The organism is Exiguobacterium sp. UBA1053 (genome assembly GCF_002316465.1).
Classification (GTDB): domain Bacteria; phylum Bacillota; class Bacilli; order Exiguobacteriales; family Exiguobacteriaceae; genus Exiguobacterium_A; species Exiguobacterium_A abrahamii.
This window is the reverse complement of sequence record NZ_DCDO01000018.1, coordinates 113,004-133,584: the sequence shown is the minus strand read 5'-3', so window position 1 is coordinate 133,584 and position 20,581 is coordinate 113,004. Positions and strand designations below refer to the sequence as shown.

28 protein-coding genes are annotated in these 20,581 nt (G+C 49.6%); 9 read left to right on the top strand and 19 right to left on the bottom strand.

Going from position 1 to position 20,581, the window contains the following annotated elements; genetic code table 11:
* Positions 1–59 precede the first annotated feature (59 nt).
* From B3G15_RS14375 to B3G15_RS14350, 6 genes are all read right to left on the bottom strand, one after another.
* The gene (locus tag B3G15_RS14375) at positions 60–974 is read right to left on the bottom strand and encodes a methyl-accepting chemotaxis protein (protein ID WP_251133484.1); all 915 of its coding nucleotides are present in this window, start codon (positions 972–974) and stop codon (positions 60–62) included.
* Positions 975–1,090: 116 nt separating this feature from the next.
* On the bottom strand, positions 1,091–1,849 hold the full coding sequence (locus B3G15_RS14370) for an SDR family oxidoreductase (protein WP_290722321.1): 759 nt from the start codon (positions 1,847–1,849) through the stop codon (positions 1,091–1,093).
* A 124-nt stretch (positions 1,850–1,973) separates the two neighbouring features.
* Positions 1,974–2,411 carry an Asp23/Gls24 family envelope stress response protein gene (locus B3G15_RS14365; protein ID WP_023468370.1) on the bottom strand — a complete coding sequence of 146 codons (438 nt, stop codon included), beginning with the start codon at positions 2,409–2,411 and terminating at the stop codon, positions 1,974–1,976.
* 42 nt (positions 2,412–2,453) lie between these two features.
* Positions 2,454–2,660, bottom strand: a complete 207-nt coding sequence (locus B3G15_RS14360) for a DUF2273 domain-containing protein (protein WP_035397250.1) — start codon at positions 2,658–2,660, stop codon at positions 2,454–2,456.
* 15 nt (positions 2,661–2,675) lie between these two features.
* Positions 2,676–3,218: an alkaline shock response membrane anchor protein AmaP gene (gene amaP / locus B3G15_RS14355; protein ID WP_064299846.1), complete on the bottom strand. Its 543-nt coding sequence runs from the start codon at positions 3,216–3,218 to the stop codon at positions 2,676–2,678.
* A gap of 285 nt (positions 3,219–3,503) precedes the next feature.
* Positions 3,504–3,953 carry a hypothetical protein gene (locus B3G15_RS14350; protein ID WP_214860138.1) on the bottom strand — a complete coding sequence of 150 codons (450 nt, stop codon included), beginning with the start codon at positions 3,951–3,953 and terminating at the stop codon, positions 3,504–3,506.
* 85 nt (positions 3,954–4,038) lie between these two features.
* Between B3G15_RS14350 and B3G15_RS14345 the strand changes: the two genes are divergently transcribed.
* Positions 4,039–4,767: an SDR family oxidoreductase gene (locus B3G15_RS14345; protein WP_290721994.1), complete on the top strand. Its 729-nt coding sequence runs from the start codon at positions 4,039–4,041 to the stop codon at positions 4,765–4,767.
* 73 nt (positions 4,768–4,840) lie between these two features.
* Here B3G15_RS14345 and B3G15_RS14340 read toward each other — a convergent pair whose 3' ends face one another.
* The 3 genes from B3G15_RS14340 to B3G15_RS14330 all read right to left on the bottom strand — a co-directional run bounded on the left by B3G15_RS14340 (position 4,841) and on the right by B3G15_RS14330 (position 7,061).
* Entirely contained in the window at positions 4,841–5,809 is a 969-nt protein-coding gene (locus B3G15_RS14340; protein ID WP_290721992.1) for an LLM class flavin-dependent oxidoreductase, read from the bottom strand.
* Positions 5,810–5,871: 62 nt separating this feature from the next.
* On the bottom strand, positions 5,872–6,561 hold the full coding sequence (locus tag B3G15_RS14335) for an ABC transporter ATP-binding protein (protein ID WP_290721990.1): 690 nt from the start codon (positions 6,559–6,561) through the stop codon (positions 5,872–5,874).
* 107 nt (positions 6,562–6,668) lie between these two features.
* A complete protein-coding gene (locus B3G15_RS14330) occupies positions 6,669–7,061 on the bottom strand; it encodes a hypothetical protein (RefSeq protein ID WP_290721989.1) in 393 nt (130 codons plus the stop codon).
* A gap of 197 nt (positions 7,062–7,258) precedes the next feature.
* On the opposite strand from B3G15_RS14330, the gene B3G15_RS14325 reads away from it, so the two are divergent.
* Positions 7,259–7,777 (top strand): DUF4256 domain-containing protein, encoded by a 519-nt coding sequence (locus B3G15_RS14325; protein WP_290721988.1) that lies wholly within the window; start codon positions 7,259–7,261, stop codon positions 7,775–7,777.
* Positions 7,778–7,914: 137 nt separating this feature from the next.
* Positions 7,915–8,778: a sensor domain-containing diguanylate cyclase gene (locus B3G15_RS14320; RefSeq protein ID WP_290721987.1), complete on the top strand. Its 864-nt coding sequence runs from the start codon at positions 7,915–7,917 to the stop codon at positions 8,776–8,778.
* Here the strand turns inward: B3G15_RS14320 and B3G15_RS14315 are convergent.
* Both B3G15_RS14315 and B3G15_RS14310 read right to left on the bottom strand, forming a co-directional pair.
* On the bottom strand, positions 8,740–9,429 hold the full coding sequence (locus B3G15_RS14315) for an alpha/beta fold hydrolase (RefSeq protein ID WP_290721986.1): 690 nt from the start codon (positions 9,427–9,429) through the stop codon (positions 8,740–8,742). The two genes, B3G15_RS14320 and B3G15_RS14315, sit on opposite strands and share 39 nt — an antisense overlap.
* A complete protein-coding gene (locus B3G15_RS14310; protein ID WP_290721984.1) occupies positions 9,426–10,271 on the bottom strand; it encodes an alpha/beta fold hydrolase in 846 nt (281 codons plus the stop codon). The genes B3G15_RS14315 and B3G15_RS14310 overlap by 4 nt, the downstream gene beginning before the upstream one ends.
* Before the next feature lie 39 nt (positions 10,272–10,310).
* On the opposite strand from B3G15_RS14310, the gene B3G15_RS14305 reads away from it, so the two are divergent.
* Both B3G15_RS14305 and B3G15_RS14300 read left to right on the top strand, forming a co-directional pair.
* Positions 10,311–10,976 (top strand): HAD family hydrolase, encoded by a 666-nt coding sequence (locus tag B3G15_RS14305; protein ID WP_290721982.1) that lies wholly within the window; start codon positions 10,311–10,313, stop codon positions 10,974–10,976.
* Positions 10,973–11,356 carry a GNAT family N-acetyltransferase gene (locus B3G15_RS14300; protein ID WP_290721980.1) on the top strand — a complete coding sequence of 128 codons (384 nt, stop codon included), beginning with the start codon at positions 10,973–10,975 and terminating at the stop codon, positions 11,354–11,356. The genes B3G15_RS14305 and B3G15_RS14300 overlap by 4 nt, the downstream gene beginning before the upstream one ends.
* Here B3G15_RS14300 and B3G15_RS14295 read toward each other — a convergent pair.
* The 3 genes from B3G15_RS14295 to B3G15_RS14285 are packed head-to-tail and all read right to left on the bottom strand — an operon-like array spanning position 11,348 to position 12,746.
* A complete protein-coding gene (locus B3G15_RS14295) occupies positions 11,348–11,785 on the bottom strand; it encodes a GNAT family N-acetyltransferase (RefSeq protein WP_290721978.1) in 438 nt (145 codons plus the stop codon). The genes B3G15_RS14300 and B3G15_RS14295 overlap by 9 nt on opposite strands.
* Positions 11,786–11,799: 14 nt before the next feature.
* Positions 11,800–12,255 carry a hypothetical protein gene (locus B3G15_RS14290; protein ID WP_290721976.1) on the bottom strand — a complete coding sequence of 152 codons (456 nt, stop codon included), beginning with the start codon at positions 12,253–12,255 and terminating at the stop codon, positions 11,800–11,802.
* Positions 12,252–12,746 (bottom strand): sigma-70 family RNA polymerase sigma factor, encoded by a 495-nt coding sequence (locus B3G15_RS14285; protein WP_290721974.1) that lies wholly within the window; start codon positions 12,744–12,746, stop codon positions 12,252–12,254. Before B3G15_RS14285 ends, B3G15_RS14290 begins: the two co-directional genes overlap by 4 nt.
* A 144-nt stretch (positions 12,747–12,890) precedes the next feature.
* On the opposite strand from B3G15_RS14285, the gene B3G15_RS14280 reads away from it, so the two are divergent.
* From B3G15_RS14280 to B3G15_RS14265, 4 genes are all read left to right on the top strand, one after another.
* Positions 12,891–13,910, top strand: coding sequence for a serine hydrolase domain-containing protein (locus B3G15_RS14280; RefSeq protein ID WP_290721973.1), 1,020 nt, complete (start codon positions 12,891–12,893; stop codon positions 13,908–13,910).
* Complete coding sequence (locus B3G15_RS14275; protein WP_023468387.1) at positions 13,907–14,317, top strand: hypothetical protein; 411 nt, start codon at positions 13,907–13,909, stop codon at positions 14,315–14,317. Before B3G15_RS14280 ends, B3G15_RS14275 begins: the two co-directional genes overlap by 4 nt.
* A gap of 11 nt (positions 14,318–14,328) precedes the next feature.
* Positions 14,329–14,874 carry an ATP-binding protein gene (locus B3G15_RS14270; RefSeq protein WP_290721971.1) on the top strand — a complete coding sequence of 182 codons (546 nt, stop codon included), beginning with the start codon at positions 14,329–14,331 and terminating at the stop codon, positions 14,872–14,874.
* A gap of 99 nt (positions 14,875–14,973) precedes the next feature.
* Positions 14,974–15,780, top strand: coding sequence for a phosphotransferase (locus B3G15_RS14265; RefSeq protein ID WP_290721970.1), 807 nt, complete (start codon positions 14,974–14,976; stop codon positions 15,778–15,780).
* Positions 15,781–15,847: 67 nt separating this feature from the next.
* Here the strand turns inward: B3G15_RS14265 and B3G15_RS14260 are convergent, their stop codons facing one another.
* The 5 genes from B3G15_RS14260 to B3G15_RS14240 are packed head-to-tail and all read right to left on the bottom strand — an operon-like array spanning position 15,848 to position 20,522.
* Positions 15,848–17,161: a HAMP domain-containing sensor histidine kinase gene (locus B3G15_RS14260; protein WP_290721969.1), complete on the bottom strand. Its 1,314-nt coding sequence runs from the start codon at positions 17,159–17,161 to the stop codon at positions 15,848–15,850.
* Positions 17,158–17,829, bottom strand: a complete 672-nt coding sequence (locus B3G15_RS14255) for a response regulator transcription factor (protein WP_290721967.1) — start codon at positions 17,827–17,829, stop codon at positions 17,158–17,160. Before B3G15_RS14255 ends, B3G15_RS14260 begins: the two co-directional genes overlap by 4 nt.
* 16 nt (positions 17,830–17,845) lie before the next feature.
* Positions 17,846–18,991 (bottom strand): ABC transporter permease, encoded by a 1,146-nt coding sequence (locus B3G15_RS14250; RefSeq protein WP_290721965.1) that lies wholly within the window; start codon positions 18,989–18,991, stop codon positions 17,846–17,848.
* A complete protein-coding gene (locus tag B3G15_RS14245) occupies positions 18,988–19,665 on the bottom strand; it encodes an ABC transporter ATP-binding protein (RefSeq protein WP_290721964.1) in 678 nt (225 codons plus the stop codon). Before B3G15_RS14245 ends, B3G15_RS14250 begins: the two co-directional genes overlap by 4 nt.
* Positions 19,665–20,522 carry an HlyD family efflux transporter periplasmic adaptor subunit gene (locus tag B3G15_RS14240; protein ID WP_290721963.1) on the bottom strand — a complete coding sequence of 286 codons (858 nt, stop codon included), beginning with the start codon at positions 20,520–20,522 and terminating at the stop codon, positions 19,665–19,667. Before B3G15_RS14240 ends, B3G15_RS14245 begins: the two co-directional genes overlap by 1 nt.
* Between the last annotated feature and the right edge of the window lie 59 nt (positions 20,523–20,581).

Genomic DNA, 20,581 nt, shown 5'->3' with positions numbered 1-20,581 from the left:
CAAAAAAATACCGAATCAACTACAAGCGAGCAGCTCGTGTGATCCGGTATCGATGTGTGTCATAAGACATGGACGAATTGTTTTGCCTGACGCTCGAGTTGTTTCGCTGAATCAGCCAATTGATCGAACTCACTGACCGTATGTTCGAGTTGCCCCGTACTGTCCTTGACCTTAGACGAAATCCGCTCGATGCTGTGCGAAACGTCTTCAATCCGTTCAACGATCCCTTCAATGTTGTTCTTGATTTCTCCGATTGAGTGCGACACTTTGTTCGACAGGTTTCGGACTTCGGTCGCGACGACATCAAATCCGCGCCCATGTTCACCAGCACGTGCCGCCTCGATCGCCGCATTCAAGGCGAGTAGATTCGTCTGCGCCGCAATATCACGGATCGTCTTCACGATGTCAGTGATCGAATTCGCATCCTTCCGCAAGGCAACAAGGCTCGACAGATTCTCGACGGACTCCGCCTCGACTTGTTGGACCGTCGCCAGCACGTTCAGACCGTCCTGACGACCACTCTCCGATTTGACCGTCAAGAACGCGGATGTCTCGTTGAGTTCAGCTGCCATCCGTAAGACGTCCTGTTGGCGAATCGTAATGTCCGATGCAATTTTTGAGACACCGACGACCCGGCGCCCGTCATCCGAATAGATCGGCATATACGTCGCTTCGAGCCATTTTTGTTGCCCATCGGCAGCCCGCCGTTCAATCTTGTCCTGATACGTAATTCCTTGCATCAATTTGCGCCAAAACAACTCATAATCCGGACTGTTGACGTACGCTGGAAAGCAAAGATCACGGTGGTATTTACCGATTAGCTCTTCCACTTCATACCCCATCGTCCGGGCAAACAACTCGTTGACATATGCGACTTTCCGTCGATCGTCAAAGCGGATGATTGCCAGATTTTGTTCGATTGCTCGAATGACTTGTGTGTCGGTGACGTGTGCTGCTTGTTCCTGCATCGACATGCCGATTCCTCCCTGGATTCAAACTCAAGGTCATAATGCTCCTATTGTCATATTATCCCTTATATCGACAGGTTCCTGCCATTTTAAACTGTAATCTAGTAAATAAGATACGTTTTTTAATACGCACTCCATCCACCATCGGCGACGACGATCGCCCCGTTAATAAAACTCGCCTCGTCAGACACGAGGAACAATGCCAATTTTGCGATCTCATCCGGCTGACCGGCACGTGGATTGAGTCCCATACCGAGCATCGCCCGTCCCATTCCGAATTCATTCAGGTTCGTCATCGATTGCCCGATGTTCGTCTCGACGGCTCCAGGAGCGATGCCGTTACACCGGATCCCCTCTCCGGCGTAAAAGAAGGCGGTATTCTTCGTCAAACCAATGACGGCATGTTTGGAAGCGGTATAGGCTGCTCCTGCTCGGGCACCGTTCAGACCGCCAATCGAGATGTTATTCAGAATGACACCACCTTTTACTTCCTTGAAATGCTTGACCGCTTCGCGCATCAGACGCATCGTTCCTGTCGTATTGACGGCGAAAACATGATCCCAGCGTTCATCGGAGATGTCTTCCACTCCCTCCATTCCGTCCATGATCCCAGCATTGTTGACGAGAACTTCCAGTTTGCCGTAAGCCTCAAGCGCTTGTTGGACGAGTTCTGTTGCTGCGTTAGGTTTGGCGATATCACTCGCAACAGCCATCGCTTCTCCGCCCGCTTCCTTGATGTCAGAGACGACCCGCTCGACGGTTTCCAACCGAATGTCCGCTGCGACGATCCGTGCGCCTTCTTGTGCAAATAATTTGGCCATGGCTTCACCCATTCCTGAGCCAGCTCCCGTGACGATGATCGTTTTTCCTGTTAGTCGCATCATGAATCATCCTTTCGTTTATCGTGATACTAATCTATTCCCGAAAAAGGCTCTAGTTTAGTCAAACGTCGTGTCGATTCCATGAAAAAAAGACCCGACGAGTTCGTCGGATCTTTTGACTTCCTTATTGCAGTTCGCGGCTCTTTTCTTCTTGTTCGTTGTTCGATTTATTTTTTGCTTCAAATTCAGCGCGTGTCATGACGTCCTCGACGTGCATATTGACTTCGACGACTTCAAGTCCTGTCATGTCGCTGATTGATTTTTTAATTTTTGCAACCGTCTCTTGGAAGATCGACGGAATGTTTTTACCGTATTCGACGATGACTTTCAAATCGAGAGCGACTTGGCGTTCGCCGACTTCCGCACCGATTCCTTTCGTGATGTCTTCCGAACTCCGGAGACGATCCGTCAGTCCACTCATGAATCCACCACTCATTGACAAGATGCCTGTCACTTCATTCGACGCGATCCCTGCGATTTTTTTGATGACTTGATCTTCGAACGTCAATTTATTCTCGCGTACCACTTCGTTTTCAGTTGTTGTGTTTACTTCGTTTGCCATTTGAAATCTCTCCTTTTGAATGTGTAGTTAGATATATATGAATCAGTCCCGTTGAAAGAACTGAATCCACCCTTCGATATCGAGCGCACCATCGCGCCACTTCCCAATCAAAAATCCGATCGCTGCGAAGGCAACGATGAGAATTGTCGGACCAAAGCCAATCGTCAAGAATAAGATGGCGAGGATTAGACCGACAAGTCCACCGATCAGTCGGAACCGATACGGATAAAGTGCTTCCCTTGTCTTCATGTTCCCTCTCCTCTCTTAGACAACACGTTCCGATGTTTTTGTTTTCGTGTCACTGATCGTGACCTTCGTACTCGTAACTGGTAACTCGAGTAAGGATTCGACGGCTTGTTTAGCGCGTTCTTGAATATCCTTTGCGATCGTCGGCAGTCCCTCTTGTCCGAAGACCGAGCAGTCGACTTTTAAAGCAACCGTCTCTTTTTTCGAATGGATATCGGCATGGACACGCGGTGTCCGTACGCCACCAACTCCACGAATCGACTCCAGTGCCGTCCGTTCGATCGTTTCCTTCGAAATCGTGATCGTTCCGTCACCCGTTTGAATCAACAGACGTTGACCTTTTGAGCGGCTGAATAATCCTGTGAATAATAGAATGACGAATACGAATGCTAAAAATCCTCCGATGGATAGAACGGTATAGCTATACCATTGCTGATCCTGCCACTGCTCAATCAATGAACTGAGCCGTGGAACATCATACACACCGAGCACAAGCAGCCCGACACTGACGAGTCCGAGTATGCCTATGATGACGAGTAAGAATCGATTGAACCCATTCATCTGCACCTCTCCTTTACGATTGTTAACTTCTTTCACCTAGGTGATTCAACACATGAACTATTATGTGTATGATGTGTTTATTCCCGTTCATTCGAACCCGAAACATTTACATACACTTTTGTTAAAATGTCCATATATTCTGATTATTCAGACTATAATTAACGAAACAAGTGGATTATTTACTATATTTAACGAAAAAATACCTCTTCTAATCAAAGAAGAGGTCAACTATTCATTTGTTTATCACTAAACACACATCCTGTCAATATGTTTTTATCTTGCCTTTCATTTCACTTCAATCGGAAAGGCGAAATCGCCATCACCTTCTTTCCAGTCGGCTGTAATCTGGTAGACGTATCGTCCGGGAGTCGTCGGGACGGAAATCTTCCCGGTCTTCTTATACGTTTTAATTTCTTTTTTATCCTCGACCGACCATAGAACAATCGTGACAGACTTCGGAGTTGGCTCCTCTTCAAAGCGAATCATCAAGCGATCTTCAGGATTTGCTTGCGTACTCGGATCGCCTTTTACTAAATCGACGGCTTCCGACTTCGTATCAGCTACTTCTCCACGAAACATCCCTGACCAACTATAAGTGCCGGTATACACCTTCACGTCGCGACCTTCGATGGTTACAGTAGGTTCTGGTGGTTGATGCCGAAATGGATCAAGCGATAAAAACCATCCGATTGCCATTGCAATCACAATCAATCCAATAAAGAGATACCGTTTCATGAATAAGCCTCCTACACAATGTTTTCAAATCAATAAAAGCGGCAATACCTCTCAAGGAGTACGTTATTCAGAAGGAGGAGTTCAGATGATTCAGGATAAAGTCGTCATCATTACAGGAGCATCAAGCGGGATTGGGGAAGCAACCGCTAAAGAACTTGCAAAACAAGGCGCAAAACTCGTTCTTGCTGCACGCCGGGAAGATCGTTTGCAAGAACTCGTCAAAGCCGTTGAAGCAGAAGGTGGTCAAGCCGTCTATCAAGTGACGGACGTCACGGATCGCGAGCAAGTCGATGCACTCGCTAAGCTTGCGAAAGACAAGTTCGGCTCAGTTGATGTCATCGTCAATAACGCTGGATTGATGCCACTATCACACCTCCACAAGAATCAACAGGATGAATGGAATACGATGGTCGACGTCAACATCAAAGGTGTTCTCCACGGAATCGGAGCCGTCTTGCCGTACATGCGCGAACAAAAAAGCGGACACGTCATCAACATCTCGTCCGTCGCAGGTCACGAAGTCATGCCGTCGAGCGCCGTCTATAGCGGTACGAAATTCGCCGTTCGCGCCATCACGGAAGGTCTTCGTAAGGAAGAATCCGTTGAAAATCATATCCGCGCAACGATCATCTCACCGGGAGCAGTCGATACGGAATTGAAGGACCATATCTCGGATGAAGAGATCAAACAAGGAATTGGTGACTTAAAAGCCATCGATGCGAGCGCGATTGCGCGTGCCATCGCCTATGCCGTTAACGAACCAGAGGATGTTGCGATCAACGAGATCTTGATTCGTCCAACGGCTCAACGTTAATTATTTGTAGATTTGTAGATTTGTAGACAGGACCCCTCATTAGCCAAACACCTAATGAGGGGTCCTGTTATGTTTAGAGTAGTCGCTCCGCGATGAGCTGGTACGACTGCAATCGTTTTTCTTGATCAAAGGCATTGTTAATCAGTAAAAATTGATCCGTTTGATAACGGGTTGCTAATACCTCTAGCTCACGCTCAACGACATCCGGTGTCCCAACAATTGTTCGTCGGCGATCTTTGCGGATCCGTTCTACTTGAACGTCATTCCAGACCTTTGCTTCTGTCGTCGTAAACGACGGAACGATCGAATTCCCGAGTCGGACGCCTTGAATCCAGGCATCCTGTGTTCGAGCGAGACGTTCTGCTTCTTCTTGTGTCGGAGCACAAATAACGAAAACACAGACGATGACGTTCTTCCCGCCTGCCTCGCGATATGTCGAGAGCGTCTCTTCCCAACGATCCGGATTGATGAAGTGACCAAACACGAGACCACGATCTTGTTCGGCTGCAATCCGCGCGCTACGTGGCGACAGACCCAAGATCGAGATCGGCGACGGTTTCCGGTCACGTGGTGTCGTCTTGACGATCCGGTATGGGTGTCGATTCGATAAACCGTCTGTTAAGAAACCTGCCGTTTCATTGACGAGTCGACTAAACTCAGCTGCCCGATTTTTCTCTCCATCCGTCAACGCAAGTCGTGTCCGTTCGCTCCCGCCCGGAGAATTACCGATCCCGAGTTCGATCCGCCCCGGATAAAACGCATCAAGCGTCGCAAAGCTCTCGGCGACTTTCAGTGGATGATACTGCGGCAACAACACTCCACCTGAACCAAGCTTGATTTTTGACGTCTTCGCACCCATTCGGGCGATGAACAGTTCCGGTGCCGCACTGAGCAACCCATTCGTATTATGATGTTCGGCGAACCAGTACCGTTCATAACCGAGTCGCTCGGCTTCTAAGACGAGTCGTTCCGTCGCTTCCATCGTCGCTTCGACCGTATCGCCCTCATGTAACGGCACTTGATCCAGTATTCCTAGTCGCATCACGCATTCCTCCTCTACCCTTTCAGTGTAAAGCGTGGAGGAACGGAGTTCAAAAACGAGGCTCAGACACGGACGAGACGATCTTCGATGATGACGCCATCTCGCATCTCGATCGTTCGGTTCGCCCGTTCGGCGAGTGCCGGATCGTGGGTGACGAACAAGACGCCGCATCCCTTCTCTTCGTTTAATGACTGTAAGAGATTAAAGATGATTTCTCCCGTATCCGTATCGAGGTTCCCTGTCGGCTCATCGGCAAGCAACCATTTCGGTTCATGAACAAGTGCTCGGGCAACGGCGACCCGTTGCTGTTGTCCACCGGAAAGTTGCGACGGCAAACTGCCTGCTTTATCGGCGAGACCGACTTGCGCGAGTAACTGCTCAGCGCGTTCTTTTTTATCGTATGGTACTTTTCGACCGAACAAAGGCGCCATGACATTCTCAAGCGCTGTCAGCGTTGGAATCAAATGAAACTGCTGGAAGATGAAGCCGATGTTCTCGAACCGGAAGTCGGATAGTTCTTTGCTATTTAGTTTGTTGATTGGTTTTCCGTCGTAATGCAACTCTCCGCTCGTCGGACGATCGAGCGTTCCGATTAGACTGAGTAACGTCGACTTTCCAGAACCTGATGGTCCGATGATTGAGATGAAGTCACCTGCTTCAAGCGTCACTTCGATGTCTTGTAACGCATGTGTCTCGACACCGTCTCCCGAAAATGATTTTCCCATCTGTTTGCATTGAAATGTTCCTTCCATATGTAACCCTCCAAAATTCGTGATAACGTATAATTCAAGAATTTATTGGGAATTCCTTCTAAATGAAAGGAAATAAAAAACAGCACTCTTGAGGAACAAGAATACTGTCAAGAAACACGTGGTTGAATGGAAACGAAATTTTTACGATAGACGATCTCATACGGTAAAACGAATAATAGACAAGCAAGAGCCGTGAACTGAATCATGCTTCCGGTTGGTGGTAGCGGAGACAGCGATGCATCATGACACGCTTCATATAAACCAATGAAAAGAAACAGAACGACACTACTCGTCGTCACGTAAATGAGTAAACGAAGGGTCAATGGATAATGGCGGACGATCCATAACATCGGTAAACCAAAGATAAAATATGATAACGTCATCGCAAACGTTCCGAACTGATAGACGATCTCAAAGTCGATCGTCGTCAAGAACGAATATGCTGTGAACGCTAAGAACGAAAGAATCGTCACAACAGCCGCATAACTGATCCAGCGCATACGGTTGGGCTCCTCTCCTAAATGTCGTTCCTGTATGCGCGATCGCAACAGAAACCGTATATGTACAATTAGTGTAGGCAGTCCGATTTCATTTGTCAATTGTCTTCAGATTGACTTATTCAGTCACTAAACGATTGCACTGGAAGCGGATTCATAGAATAATGGAAAAAATGGACTAGGAAAGTGAGGTTTTACCGATGGAGGACCAATTCACGAATTTTCGTGATCGTTTTGAAGCTACTCCTGATCGCCACGAGGGTCTTTCGTATGACGAGGTCGAGTCACGACTGACGTCTTCGAAACAAGCAGCCCTCGCTTGGATGGAACAGACAGGCGGAGAGCCGAATGTCGTAACCCTTGATGGACGATTCGTCATCGTCGACACTGTCAAAGAGAGTCCGTCTGGTCGTCGAAGTGTCTGTTTGGATGAGTCCGCTCGACTTGGTCGAAAGAAAAATGCCCCCGCAGCGAGTGTCGAGTCGATGATTGAGACGCTAGAGGTGCACCTCTTAACACCAGAACAGTATCAATCACTGCAAATACAGTTTTCGTTTGACGAAAAAACCTCCAGTTGGCTTGCGACACCGGACGTGATCCGTCAAAAAGGTGGCGCCTTATTCGGAGATCGTCGTTATGAGACGACATTCATCTATCACAACGGAGCGGATTCCTATTATGCGAGCCGAGGATTTCGTGTCTGCATTGAGCTAGACTAATCCAAAAACACTCTACGATTGAAGTAGAGTGTTTTTTGTAAATTATAGGTAATAAAACCCAATTATGATATGATGGTCGATGAATAGAGGAGGTGGACGTCATATTTGTATTGGGATTGATTGTAGGTGGTCTTCTCATGTTGATCAGTTTCCGGTTATTCCGCCAGCAACAGCCGGATACAATCGCATTGTGTAAAGATATCTTCTACGTGTTCGAAGTGCAGCCGGAATATCGGTTTCGTTATATCAGTCCTTCCCTCGATGACCATATGGGGAAAGGCGTGGCAGCAGCTAGCTACATGGATCCAGACGAGTGTTTCGCGCGGATTCATCCGGAAGACATCGAAGTCTTGATGTCGAAGATTTCGGGCGACTGTGACTACGATCAGCCGTTTCGGCAACGCTGGCAGACGAATGACGGGACGTATGTCTGGTTCGAAGAATATGCGACGCCGATTTACGAAAATGGACAGATCGTTGCCATCCAAGGAGTGATCCGTAACATTGACGAGCAGTTGAAATCACAACAGGCATTGCTCGATCAATACCGGATCGATGCCTTGACTGGTCTAGGGAATCGTCATGCCTTCAACGAGGCTGTCCGCACGCTCAATCAAGAGAAGACGGCGTATGGGGTGATTCTGCTTGACTTGAATGAACTAAAAGAGCTCAACGACCGGTTCGGTCACGCGGTCGGTGATGCCTTGCTTGAACAAACAGGACTTTGCATCCGCCGCTTGACAGACCATGGCTACCGGATCGGTGGTGATGAATTCGTCTTGATCGACGATAGTCCGTCGATTGAGCTGTTCGAGGGATTCGTCGAACACGTCCGCTCGACGTTCGCGACACACGAAATCGGGCTCGCAATCGGCGCCGTACATACGACAACAGGACGCCGTGTCGACGACGTCCTGCATGAGGCAGATGAGCAGATGTATCAAGAGAAGATAAACGAACGCTTAAGTCGTCAGCATGGATTGATGCGCTTGAAGCAATAAGGTGTTAAAGCGTTCCGGTTGATCGAGATTCGCCGTATGCCCGGCTCCCTCGACTGGTAAGACGATGATGTTCGGCACATGTTCCGCAACGAACGCGGTTGCGTCGACTTCGTATGTTTCATTCGTTCCATTTAGGATGATGACCGGCAAGGTGATCGACTGCAGCATCGTTTCCGTCAGTGCCGGGAAACGGAACGTCATCAAATCGAGAACTTCCCGCGCCGTCGTTTTCCAGGCAGGACCATGCAACTGCTCGAATTGGTCGGCAATCTCCGGTGCCTGCTGTTCGAGGTTAAGGAAAAACTCCCGTTGTTCGCGCATCAGCGGTTCCATCGCTTTAGGAATGAATGGTGAAAAACCCGTGATACATACACCTTCGAGTTCGTCCGGTGGGTCGAGCGCCAGTTGCATCGCAAGCGTCGCACCGAGCGACAACCCGAGAATCCATCCTGGACCTTCCTGTGCCATCCGTTCGCGGATGGCACGTGTTGCTTGTGATAAGTAATCTTCCGTTGCCGGTTCCGTCGTCATTCCGTGACCAGGCAGATCAATCGGAATGAACGTAAAATCATCCGCTAAAGCGGATAGCTGTGGTGCAAAGTGTGTTGCTGCTGTTCCCATTAAACCATGTAGTACATACATACGTGTCATACGGTATACTCCTTAAATTGATGTAGTGTCAATATCGCGTCTACGATGACGTCCGGACGATCGCGATGCATCAGGTGTGATGTTCCCGGAACGAACGTCACGTTCGCCTGATCGGATAGATTCGCCTGTCGCCGAATCAATTCCTGCCATTTTTCTTCCATCCGCTCCAGTTCGTCTTTTGGAAAACCAGCAGCCATCATCGTTTCGATCGACTGCGCTTTGTCCCGTCCAAGAACGGTCAACGGAACACCGAGATCGCGCATGCGTGGTTGAAGATCTTTCGCATCACTTTTCCACTGCGAGATGATCGCATGCATCGACCGGTAATACGCCGGGTTCCAATCCGTGCGGTCATCCCCGTCCGGGAAACGGTCACGTAAATCAGTTGCTTTTGATAGTTCTTCGAACCGATCGATCCAGACGGCGTCATCCCCTTCCCGGTCGAGCATCGGTGTATCTAGCTGATCGAGTTCTGCTAAATCAACGGACGTCGCATCCACGAGAACGAGACCGGCGACGCGTTCTGGATGATGTAGAGCAAAAGCTTGCGCAACGAGTCCACCGTAGGAATGGCCGACGAGTGTGACCGGAGTCGCAATGTTCGTCGCGTTAAGAAACTGATCGATTTGCCGTAAGATGCCGGTCGTCCCGTCGATGTAATCGTCCGACCATTCGTGTGGATGAAAGCTGAAGACGCGGTAGTCCGGTGTCAGTTTCGTCAGAATGTCCGCCCAGTCTTGATACGTCCCACCGAGCGAGGGTAGGAGTAACAACGGTCGACCTGTCGAACCGTCGTCATAATACGTCACTTGTTTTCCCTGATGTTGCATAATTCGTTCCATTATAATCACTCCTCTATACTTTGAAAGATGGTGTTTACCTTGATTCGTGCTTTATTGTTTGATTTAGACGGGACGTTACATGACCGGTCCGGTTCTCTTCCCTATTTCCTTCGGGATCAGCATCAACGTTTTCGTGAAGTTGCGCATGTTTCGATCGACGACTATATCACGACGTTCTTGGCGCTTGATCAAGAAGGACGCGTCTGGAAGGACGTCGTCTATACGGAAATGATTCGTCGCTTCCAATTGTCGCGTTCTGTTGAAGTACTGCTACAGGACTACGTGACGCGTTATCCGATCTTCGCACGGAGCTTTCCGGGAGTCGATACCTTTTTTGCGCAATTACCGCCTGAGCTACCCATCGGCTTACTATCGAACGGTCGGACGACGTTCCAACGTGCCGTCTGTGACGCAATCGGACTGTCTCCCTTCTTTACGCAGATCGGGATCTCGGAACAAGAAGGCGTCCGTAAACCGGATCCGGCATTTTTCTTGCGCTTAACGGATCGTTTAGGTGTTCGCCCGGACGAAGTCCTTTATGTTGGCGACAATTACGACCACGACATCTTACCGGCACGCGCCCTCGGCATGCAGGCGATTTGGAAGCACACAGGCGATGTTCCATTGACTGACACGCAATTTTCGGACTGGTGCCAGTTACCTTCCCCGCTCCAAGACTTGATACGAAAGGAGAACCAGCCATGACGGAACAGATTCGCCGTTTCCAACCTGACGATTTTGAGCAGATTCATCGATTGAACGGATTAGAAGGATGGCAGGATCTCGTCGCTGATCAAGAGCGGACTCGCAACGCGTGGATGAATGCAAATGCCGCTTTCGTCCTTGAGTCTGACGGAGAAATCCTTGCCTATGTCCGCGCTTTAACGGACGGTTCAGTGACGACGTTCGTCTGTGAGCTCCTCGTTAGCCGAAACGCACACAAGCGTGGGTACGGACAACAGTTACTCGATCACTTGCAACTTACCTATCCGACGCGGATCGATCTTCTGGCAACTCGTCAATCTGCTTCTTTTTATGAACAACAAGGATTTCGTGCTTTCCATGGTTTCCGTAAATCACGATGAAGCCAATGATTTCGAATAACTCGTGCTCGTTACGCTGTAGCCCATCGATTGATAAAAGTGATGGGCTGCTTCGCGTTCTGGTCGATTACCACTGTTCAGTAAAACGGCAGTTGCTCCTCTTGCATGCGCCCAGTCTTCCGCTGCTCGGATCAAACGGCGTCCAATTCCCTGCCGACGATGTTTCGCGTTGACGACAAACGCGACGATTCGGACATAGGTCGTATCATGCTCGAACGCTTGCGCCTGAAACAGACCGACGCAGCCGAGAAGCATATCGTCGTCTTCTAACACAAGCAATTCATAATCCGGATGACGGGTGACCCGCGAAAATCGTTCGCGTAAGACGTCCTCGCTTGCCGGATAACCAAGCTGCGTCATCAATCCGACCAATTGTGGTAGATCGTCTGTTGTCCAAGACCGGATGGTCATATTTCTCTCCCCCCTTATCGTGTGGGCGACAGAATCATCACCCGTTCTCGACCCTCTTCCTCACCGACGACCAGCACGTGCTCAGATACCGGATCGTCCTTGACTTGATAGACGGTAAACGCATCGAGGTTCGACGCAAAATCAGATGTGTCCTGTTCTAGTTGCGTATCAGTCAAGACATCGTCCGTGACACCGAGTCGCTTCCCTTTCAGCTGTTGCCAATCTGTATCCGTAATTTTTTTGGCTACCGTGTATAACTGTTCATCATAATACATGCCGACGACCATCGATTGCGACGATTGCTCGGGAACGGTCTCATGCAAGGAACTAAAGCCGATGATCGTCAGACCGGCAGCGAGACAAGCAGCTTGTAACGAACGCCGGCGCCGTTTCGCTTTGCGGATACCTTGGATTGTCCGTTGCCTGACAGATGACGGTACGTCGATCAAGATTTTTAGCTCGTGATTCATAGACTCACCCCCTTCTGTCGTCGTACTTTCTCGAGTGCGCGGTACAACGTGCTTTTGATCGTACTCAGTGGCACATTGAAGGTTTGCGCAATCTCTTGCAATGACAAATCTTCTTCATACCGGAAGTAGACGATCGAACGCTCGGTCGGCTCGAGGACTTCCAGTAAATCGTCCAAGTACAAGCGATCGACGAGACGCTCTTCAAACGACGTCGTTTGACTCGGTTCGATCGCGAGCGACTGAAATGACGCTCGATGTTGCTGGAAAGCGCAATTCATCGTGATACGCGTCAACCATGTCTTAAAATACGAAGCATCCCGTAGACTCTTTCGCCCACGCCATGCCCGGTACGCGACCTCTTGGATGTTCTCAAGCGCTGCCGCCTCCTCTTTCAGATAAATGAAGGAAATACGGTACACATAGTCTTCTTCTGCGAATAAAGCTGCTTCAAAAGCAGCGTCGGATAATGCTGCACCTGACTTTCGAAACACATCGGCATCCTCCTTTTTTGCAATCACTCCCCTATTAGATACGCGACACGTTTAAAAAGTTTCATTTTTTTCAATTTTTTCTTATAATTCCCTTTTCTTGCATGAATGAATTCGATAGGATGGGAAACAGAGAGGATGATGAACGTGAACAAGAAACTCATTGCTTTACCGGAGCTTACGCATCTCGAAGGGGCGGTCTCCATCCACCAGCAAGGTGAACAAATCTTTAGTCATGCTAACGGATTCGCACATCGGGGCTACCGCGTATCGAACACAGAAACGACGCGATTCGGAATTGCCTCTGGTGCAAAACTTTTCACGGCGGTCGCTATCTTACGATTAGTCGAGGCAGGAAAGGTTGCACTCGACGAACGCGTCGCGACGATTCTACCGGACATAGGAATCGATCTAGACGGTGTGACCATACATCATCTGTTAACTCATACGTCAGGCATCGGTGATTATTTTGACGAAGCGACGATGACCGACTTCGAGGAGGTCTTTCAAGATCTCCCAATGTACCGTTTGCGTAGTCCCATCGATTTTTTACCGTTGTTTCAGGGCCAAAAAAGACAGTTCACTGCGGGCGAACGTTTTCAATACAACAATGCGGGATACATCCTGCTCGGTCTCGTGATCGAACAATTGACGAAACAAGCCTTCGCGGATTACGTGACGAACGAATTATTCACTCGTGCGCAAATGACACAGTCTGGCTACTTCCGACTCGACTCCCTGCCGGCGGATACAGCCACCGGTCACATCGAGAATGAAGACGGTACGTGGCGAACGAACCACTATGCGTTACCGATCATTGGCGGACCAGATGGCGGTGCCTTCCTCACAGCATCAGACATGGAACGTTTTTGGCGAAGTCTTCTGACGCATCAGTTGCTGTCCGAATCGATGACCGCGCAACTGTTTCATCCTCACGTCAAAGTCAACGATGTTGCGTCTTATGGTTACGGCGTCTGGCTGAAACGACTCGATGCCTCGCACGAGAAGTGGCACATCATGGGCTATGATCCGGGTGTCAGCTTTCATTCCGCCTATTATCCACAATCGGAAACGATCGTCACCGTCTTATCGAATACGTCTGACGGAGCCTACGCGCTCGTTCAGGCCATCGAACAACTTTTACTTGAGAAAGGAATCCATACATGAACCTTTATATTGCTTCTCGCTTTGATCACACATTGACCGTCCGCTGGCTCCGCGATGAACTCCGCTTGCGTGGACACGATGTAACATACGACTGGACGATGAATGATCGGGCGGAGGATCCTGAAGCATTACGAAAGATTGGTCTTGCTGAATTCGAAGCCGTACAACAAGCGGACGCCTTCGTCCTCGTGTTACCAGCAGGAAAAAGTAGTCACGTCGAACTCGGGATTGCGCTCGCGACGAATCGCCCGATTTACTTATGTATGCCGGATGCGACCTACTTCACCGGACCATTGGCCAGTACGTTTTATCATATCGGACAGACGACCTCTTGCTTCGGAACGAAAGAAGATTGGCTCGCGCAGATTCTCGCTGATCGCTTACCGGAAGAACAACTGACGTCATGAGGACCGTCCTGTTGACGATTGGACCGACCCATGCCGGGAAAACGACGTTCGCACGACAGCTTGCTCAACGTCTACCAGCAAGCCTTGTCATCGATCAGGATCTTCAAGCACGTTTTTTGCTCGAACATTATCCAGACCTCGTTCCAACAGAAGGACCGAATCAGATCAAACATGACTTGACGGGATGGTTGATCGAACAGGCAATCACGTCTTCCGTCGAGACGATCATCTTATGTAATGCCAACACCTCGCGGATTGGTCGGAAACAATTAGTAGATCCATTCTCCCGTTCGACGTTCCGCTCGATCCTCGTCTGGTTCGATTTACCCGAAGTGACAATTGCAGACCGACTGACTCACTCCAAACGCGATGGACGAGAGATTCGTGGCGACTCGTCGTACTACGACATCTATCAGCGTCAACGAATCGAGCCGCCAGTTACAGGTGAAGCGGACCAAATCGTTCGTCTTCGTTCGACGGAAGACGTTGACACATTCCTCGACCATGTCACGAATCCGTCGCTTGATGCTCTCTGCGATGCGGTATTGACTGATTGAACAACATGACAATCGTGCGTAAAGCACCCGCTTCTTCATCAACGCATGCAAAAAGACTAGCCGATATGTAACCGATTACAAAAGAAAGAAGGAATATTCATGTCTGAAGAACAACGACTGACTGGTGGAAATGTCTCCGCTGTCTATCAAAAAGGTGAGCATGTCTATCGCTCACAAAAAGAGAACAGCAACAACGTCCAACGGTTATTACGCCACTTAGAAGCTAAACGCCTATCCGGTGTTCCGCGTTTCGTCGGCATCGACGAACAAAATCGAGAGATCCTGACCTTTCTCCCTGGCGAAACGGCCGATTATCCCCTAAAAGCATACATGTGGCATGACGACGTATTAGACGATGTCGCACGTCTGATGCGCCAGTATCATGACGCGACAGTCGACTTCAACGTCTCACCGGACTGGGCACCGTTGCTCAATACCCCGACTCCACACGAAGTCATCTGCCACAACGATTTTGCCGTCTACAATACGATTTTTCAGGATCAAAAACTGAGTGGCGTGATTGACTTTGACCTCGCAGCACCCGGTCCACGTGCTTGGGATATCGTCTATGCGCTCTATACGTTCGTTCCGCTCAGCAGCAGACGACAAGCACCTGACGGATCCGTTCTTGCTTATTCACCAGAGCAAGATGACACACGTTTCGCCAAGCGAGTGAGTCGGTTCCTTGATGCGTATGGCTATGAAGGAACGCGTTCCGAACTGCTATCCATGTTATTGTTGCGCATCGAAGCCCTCTATCTGTTGATTGATCAAAGAGCTGCGGACGGTGATGCTGCCTTCATCAAGATGAAAGAAGAGGGTCACGACACACATTACCGCGCGGAATACCGTTTCATCGCGGAACATGGGGATAAGTGGTTTACCAATACAAATAACTTAAGCTAACACATCCTAAAGGAGCGCGGACTTACACGATGTTATCGTGAAGTGTTGAGCTCCTTTTTATCTGTCATCATTCACGCGTCTCGTGCGCCGTTAATGTAACGGTCACGATTGCGCCTTGCTCCGACTGATTCCTAATCGTTAACTCACCATCATGTAAATCAATGATTCGTTTAACGATCGATAATCCAAGACCATGTCCTTCATTCGCTCGTGATTGTTCGCCCTGATAAAAGCGATCGAACACGTACGGTAAATCCTGTTCTGCGATTCCCGGTCCTTCATCGCGGATCGTGACGCGAATGTTCTTTCCTTCACTTAAGGTCACTTCTAACACTCCCGATTCCGGCGAATAACGAATCGCGTTCTCCAGCAGATTGAGCCAGACGTGCTGCATCAGTTCCTCTTCCCACTCGACGGACACTTCCGGTAAATCGAGCTCCAGTCGAAGTGATTTCTCCGTCCACTGCCGTTCCAGTAGTAAAAGACATGTCCGAAGTTGTTCATCAAGGCGATACCGTCTCCGCTCGATGATCGTCTGATGATCAAGCCGCGATAAGCGGACGAGATTCGACGTCAAGCGTGATAGACGGGTGCTCTCTTGCTCCATGATCGTCAAGTACTGCTGCCGTTTATTCGGGTTTTCTTCTGTCTGTAACAATTTAGAAAATCCTTGAATCGAAGCAATCGGTGTCTTCAGCTCATGCGAGATCGAGGCGACGAGATCTTTTGCGAGATGGTCGTTTCGTCGCAGTGCTTCGGTCATGTGGTTGAAGTTTTCAACGAGGAGCGCGACCTCATCATTTCCACCTTCCTTGATCGAGACATCATAGTTCCCGTTCGTCACTTCAATCGCCGCTTCACTGATGCGACGAATCCGTCGTGTCACGAGCGTGACGGCGAGCCAGGTCAGGATGAAGGCGACGCCGATCGTGATGACGATACCGATTCCAGCTGACGTTCGCAAACCCTCAAGGATGCGTTGTCCGGCAATCGGTGTCGAGACGAGATATCCTGTCTCCGCCTGACGGATGTATTGCGACGGTTCGAGCCACACCCCATCGATCGTGATTTCACCTTTTCGTTGTAACTGGTCACGTTCTGACGACGATAATGATTGTACTTGATTGAGCGACGTGTATTGTGTCGTCTCAATCAAAGACTGATCCATATACTGACTCGCCTCAGCGAACGACAGGTTTTGGTCTTGCATCAATCGTTCAATCTGATCCGTTCGTTGTTGCAATTGATTATTTAGGTCTTGATCGACTTCTTGGAACTGGAACCAGACCGTCATGATGAACGGTAACAGCAGTGGTAGTAACAATAAACCGAAGAGGATGACGAAAAAGCGACCAGAGATCGAGCGGACGAAGCGTCTCACTGGATCACTCCCTTATAACCGAGTCCCCAGACCGTCTCGATCGTAAAATCATCATAGGCGCTGAACTTGTCGCGCAACCGCTTGATGTGGACATCGACCGTCCGACTGTCGCTCTCGACATCATATCCCCAAATTTCGTCCATCAACTGCTGACGTGTAAAAATCTGCTTCGGATGTGCGAGCAAGCGATAGAGCAGTTGAAACTCCTTCTGTGGCAACGGTATCTCACCACGAGGCGTTACGACCGTCGCATCCGTCATCCGTAGTTGCAGGGAATTAACGATTAATTCTTGTGCTGCTACGATCTTTGAACGGCGTAACAGCGCTCTGATCCGCAGTAATAGCTCGTCCAAATCAACTGGCTTGACCATATAATCATCGGCACCGGTCGTGAATCCGGCTTCCTTATCCTGAAAGGAATCCAGCACTGTCAACATCAAGACAGGTTGTTCGTACCCGGATTCACGTAGCAGCTCAACCAGTTCGATTCCTGAGACGTGCGGCATCATCACATCCGTCACGACGAGATCGACGTGTTGTTGATCGAGTTGGTCGAGTGCGTCTTTCCCGTCTCTCGCTTCAATCACCGTAAAGCCGGCGGACCGGAGTGTCTCACCTAATAGTAGACGGACATTCCGGTCATCTTCGGCAATCAAAATCGTTACCATCGTCCTCCTCCTTCACTTAAACATTTCGTAAGGCTTCGATTGGATTCAAACGAGACGCCTTTCGCGCCGGCATATAACCGAACAAGACGCCGACACCGATCGAGAATCCGGCGGCAAGCAGAATCGTGCTCACGGAGAGTGTGAACGGTGTACTGATCATTAGACTGACGCCAAATGCGAGCATCGCTCCGACAAGAATCCCGATCAGCCCACCCATCAAGGACAGCAAGATCGATTCCAAGAGGAACTGTAGGCGGATCGTACGTGGTTTCGCACCGAGTGCTTTTCGCAAGCCAATCTCCGTCGTCCGTTCCGTGACCGAGACGAGCATCATGTTCATGATACCGATTCCGCCGACGATCAAGGAAATCGACGCAATACCCGTCAACAGGAGTGAGAGCATCGTATTGATTTGGTCAATCGAATCGAGGGCTTCATCCAAGCTGACGACGTCATACGTATCGTCCCGTCCGTTATAGAACTGGTACAGCTTTGCCGTGACATCCCGTTTGACGGTCGCGACGTCAGCTGCGTCCGTCTTGAAGATATCCACTTGCTTAACGGCTGTCACCACAAGCGTCCGCAGGGCCGTCGTATAAGGAATGACGATTTGATCGCCATCCGCGTCACTGACACCGACGATCCGGTAATTGAGTCCATCGAGCTTGATCGTCTTACCGATCGCGACCTGACCCGGATAGAGTGTTCGGGCGACGGTTGGACTGACGACGGCGACATGCGTCTGTTGTTTCACATCACTGATGACGATGCCACGTCCTTGCGGGACATCTTCAGATTCCCGGTAATAGATGTGATTTCGCCCTTCGATCGTCACCTGGTCGAGTATATGATTTTCGACACGGACGTCCCGGACCGTCGAAACGGTCGGTGAGACACCGCGTGTTCCCTTAATCGTGTTTAACTCTTCCAGTTGTGCAGGTGATAATCCTTCTTTCAATGGCGTCTCTGTCGTTTGGACCGTTAATTTATTGGCACAGAACGACGCGACCTCTTCATTGATTGAGGCCGTCGCGCCGTTGACGATCGAAATCAAGGCGATGATCGATGCGACACCGATGATGACACCAAGCGTCGTCAAGAACGATCGCATCTTATGATGCCAGATATTCGACCATGCCATCCGTAACGTTTCGCGAATCATGTCGTCACCTCCGTCACCTGACCATCTTCGATTCGGATGATCCGGCGGGCTTGCTTAGCAATATTGACATCGTGTGTGATCATGATGATCGTCTTCCCTTCCTCTGAGAGGCTCTCGAACAACTTCATGATTTGTTTCCCTGTCTTTTGATCGAGCGCTCCGGTCGGCTCATCAGCGAGTAAGATCGTCGGTCGCGTCACGAGCGCCCGCGCAATCGCAACCCGTTGTTGTTGACCACCGGACAATTGACTCGGTAAGGCATCGGCTTTATCTGTCAATCCGACACGTTCCAAGAGTTCAAGTGATCGCGCGCGGCGCTCTTTGCGCGAGACGCCGGCATAGATGAGCGGTAATTCGACGTTTTGTAAGACACTTATGCGCGGTAGCAACTGGAACTGTTGAAAAATGAAGCCAATCTCTTCATTGCGAATCGTCGCTAGCTGGTCTTCGGATAGATCGTGGACGAGCTGCTCCTGCAAGCGATAGACGCCGCTTGAAGCGACATCGAGGCAACCGATGATGTTCATCAGCGTTGATTTTCCTGAACCCGAAGGTCCGAGGATCGTCACATACTCACCAGCCTCGATCGTCAGCGATACTCGATCGAGGACGATGTGACGATTGGTTCCTTCGCCGTAAGTTTTTTGGATTTCTTGCAATTCAACGACCGGCATCAGGACGCACCTCCTGGTGGAGTCGGAAGAAGACCGGAAGCACCGTCTTCACTCGGCAGGAAGACTTCGTCTCCGGCGGACAATCCGTCCTTGATTTCAATATCCTGTCCGTCCGTCACGCCCGTCTCGATGTATTGACGAGTCGTTTCCCCGTCTTTTTTCACATATACATACGGACGATCCGACTTCGAATACGAAATGACATCGAGCGATAAGACAGGTACATCTTGTGCGAGTTGATATGGTAAACGTCCCTCGACCGTCATGCCGGGTAACCAGTTTGACGAGCTCGGTACCGATACCTTTGCATTGAAATACGTACTTCCATTTTCCGTCACAGCTTCCGGACTAATCGATTCGACCTTCCCTTTGATGGTTTTATCAGATGCATCCGTCTGTAGTTCAATCGTATCCTCAACTTCAATCCGTTCGATATCTTGTTCATCAATTTTCAGACGAGCAATCAACGCTTTGTTGTCTGCAACAACGAAGAGGACAGTATTCGGGGCATAAACTTCGCCTTCCGTGACGTCAAGACGAACGAGTTGTCCGGAGCGAGGTGCCTTGAAATCTTCTCCTCCTTCGACGCTGATGATCGTTTGACCTGATATGACGGTATCCCCTTCTTCAAATCGAACGTCGGTGACACGGACATCACGATCACTGATGACCGTCTGTCGATCTTTCGCTTCAAGCGTGCCTGAGAAGTAGAAGAATGTTTTTAATGTCTTCGACTCGACGACCTCCTTCGTTCCTTGTGCCTCTCCTCGTCCTAAAAAGAGCGTGGAACCGATTAACAGGAGTACCAGGATGACCCCTCCACTGATCCATAACCATTTCTTGCGTGTTCGTTTCATGTTAAATGCCTCCCTTGATTGGTGTTAATCCGATCATAAGGAGAAGTTATAAACCAACT

Excerpts from the sequence above, each read along its gene's own strand:
- B3G15_RS14375 (WP_251133484.1), bottom strand. The coding sequence starts at position 974 with ATGTCGATGCAGGAACAAGCAGCACACGTCACCGACACACAAGTCATT.
- B3G15_RS14370 (WP_290722321.1), bottom strand. The coding sequence starts at position 1,849 with ATGCGACTAACAGGAAAAACGATCATCGTCACGGGAGCTGGCTCAGGA.
- B3G15_RS14365 (WP_023468370.1), bottom strand. The coding sequence starts at position 2,411 with ATGGCAAACGAAGTAAACACAACAACTGAAAACGAAGTGGTACGCGAG.
- B3G15_RS14360 (WP_035397250.1), bottom strand. The coding sequence starts at position 2,660 with ATGAAGACAAGGGAAGCACTTTATCCGTATCGGTTCCGACTGATCGGT.
- amaP (WP_064299846.1), bottom strand. The coding sequence starts at position 3,218 with ATGAATGGGTTCAATCGATTCTTACTCGTCATCATAGGCATACTCGGA.
- B3G15_RS14350 (WP_214860138.1), bottom strand. The coding sequence starts at position 3,953 with ATGAAACGGTATCTCTTTATTGGATTGATTGTGATTGCAATGGCAATC.
- B3G15_RS14345 (WP_290721994.1), top strand. The coding sequence starts at position 4,039 with ATGATTCAGGATAAAGTCGTCATCATTACAGGAGCATCAAGCGGGATT.
- B3G15_RS14340 (WP_290721992.1), bottom strand. The coding sequence starts at position 5,809 with ATGCGACTAGGAATACTGGATCAAGTGCCGTTACATGAGGGCGATACG.
- B3G15_RS14335 (WP_290721990.1), bottom strand. The coding sequence starts at position 6,561 with ATGGAAGGAACATTTCAATGCAAACAGATGGGAAAATCATTTTCGGGA.
- B3G15_RS14330 (WP_290721989.1), bottom strand. The coding sequence starts at position 7,061 with ATGCGCTGGATCAGTTATGCGGCTGTTGTGACGATTCTTTCGTTCTTA.
- B3G15_RS14325 (WP_290721988.1), top strand. The coding sequence starts at position 7,259 with ATGGAGGACCAATTCACGAATTTTCGTGATCGTTTTGAAGCTACTCCT.
- B3G15_RS14320 (WP_290721987.1), top strand. The coding sequence starts at position 7,915 with ATGTTGATCAGTTTCCGGTTATTCCGCCAGCAACAGCCGGATACAATC.
- B3G15_RS14315 (WP_290721986.1), bottom strand. The coding sequence starts at position 9,429 with ATGACACGTATGTATGTACTACATGGTTTAATGGGAACAGCAGCAACA.
- B3G15_RS14310 (WP_290721984.1), bottom strand. The coding sequence starts at position 10,271 with ATGGAACGAATTATGCAACATCAGGGAAAACAAGTGACGTATTATGAC.
- B3G15_RS14300 (WP_290721980.1), top strand. The coding sequence starts at position 10,973 with ATGACGGAACAGATTCGCCGTTTCCAACCTGACGATTTTGAGCAGATT.
- B3G15_RS14295 (WP_290721978.1), bottom strand. The coding sequence starts at position 11,785 with ATGACCATCCGGTCTTGGACAACAGACGATCTACCACAATTGGTCGGA.
- B3G15_RS14290 (WP_290721976.1), bottom strand. The coding sequence starts at position 12,255 with ATGAATCACGAGCTAAAAATCTTGATCGACGTACCGTCATCTGTCAGG.
- B3G15_RS14275 (WP_023468387.1), top strand. The coding sequence starts at position 13,907 with ATGAACCTTTATATTGCTTCTCGCTTTGATCACACATTGACCGTCCGC.
- B3G15_RS14265 (WP_290721970.1), top strand. The coding sequence starts at position 14,974 with ATGTCTGAAGAACAACGACTGACTGGTGGAAATGTCTCCGCTGTCTAT.
- B3G15_RS14255 (WP_290721967.1), bottom strand. The coding sequence starts at position 17,829 with ATGGTAACGATTTTGATTGCCGAAGATGACCGGAATGTCCGTCTACTA.
- B3G15_RS14250 (WP_290721965.1), bottom strand. The coding sequence starts at position 18,991 with ATGATTCGCGAAACGTTACGGATGGCATGGTCGAATATCTGGCATCAT.
- B3G15_RS14245 (WP_290721964.1), bottom strand. The coding sequence starts at position 19,665 with ATGCCGGTCGTTGAATTGCAAGAAATCCAAAAAACTTACGGCGAAGGA.
- B3G15_RS14240 (WP_290721963.1), bottom strand. The coding sequence starts at position 20,522 with ATGAAACGAACACGCAAGAAATGGTTATGGATCAGTGGAGGGGTCATC.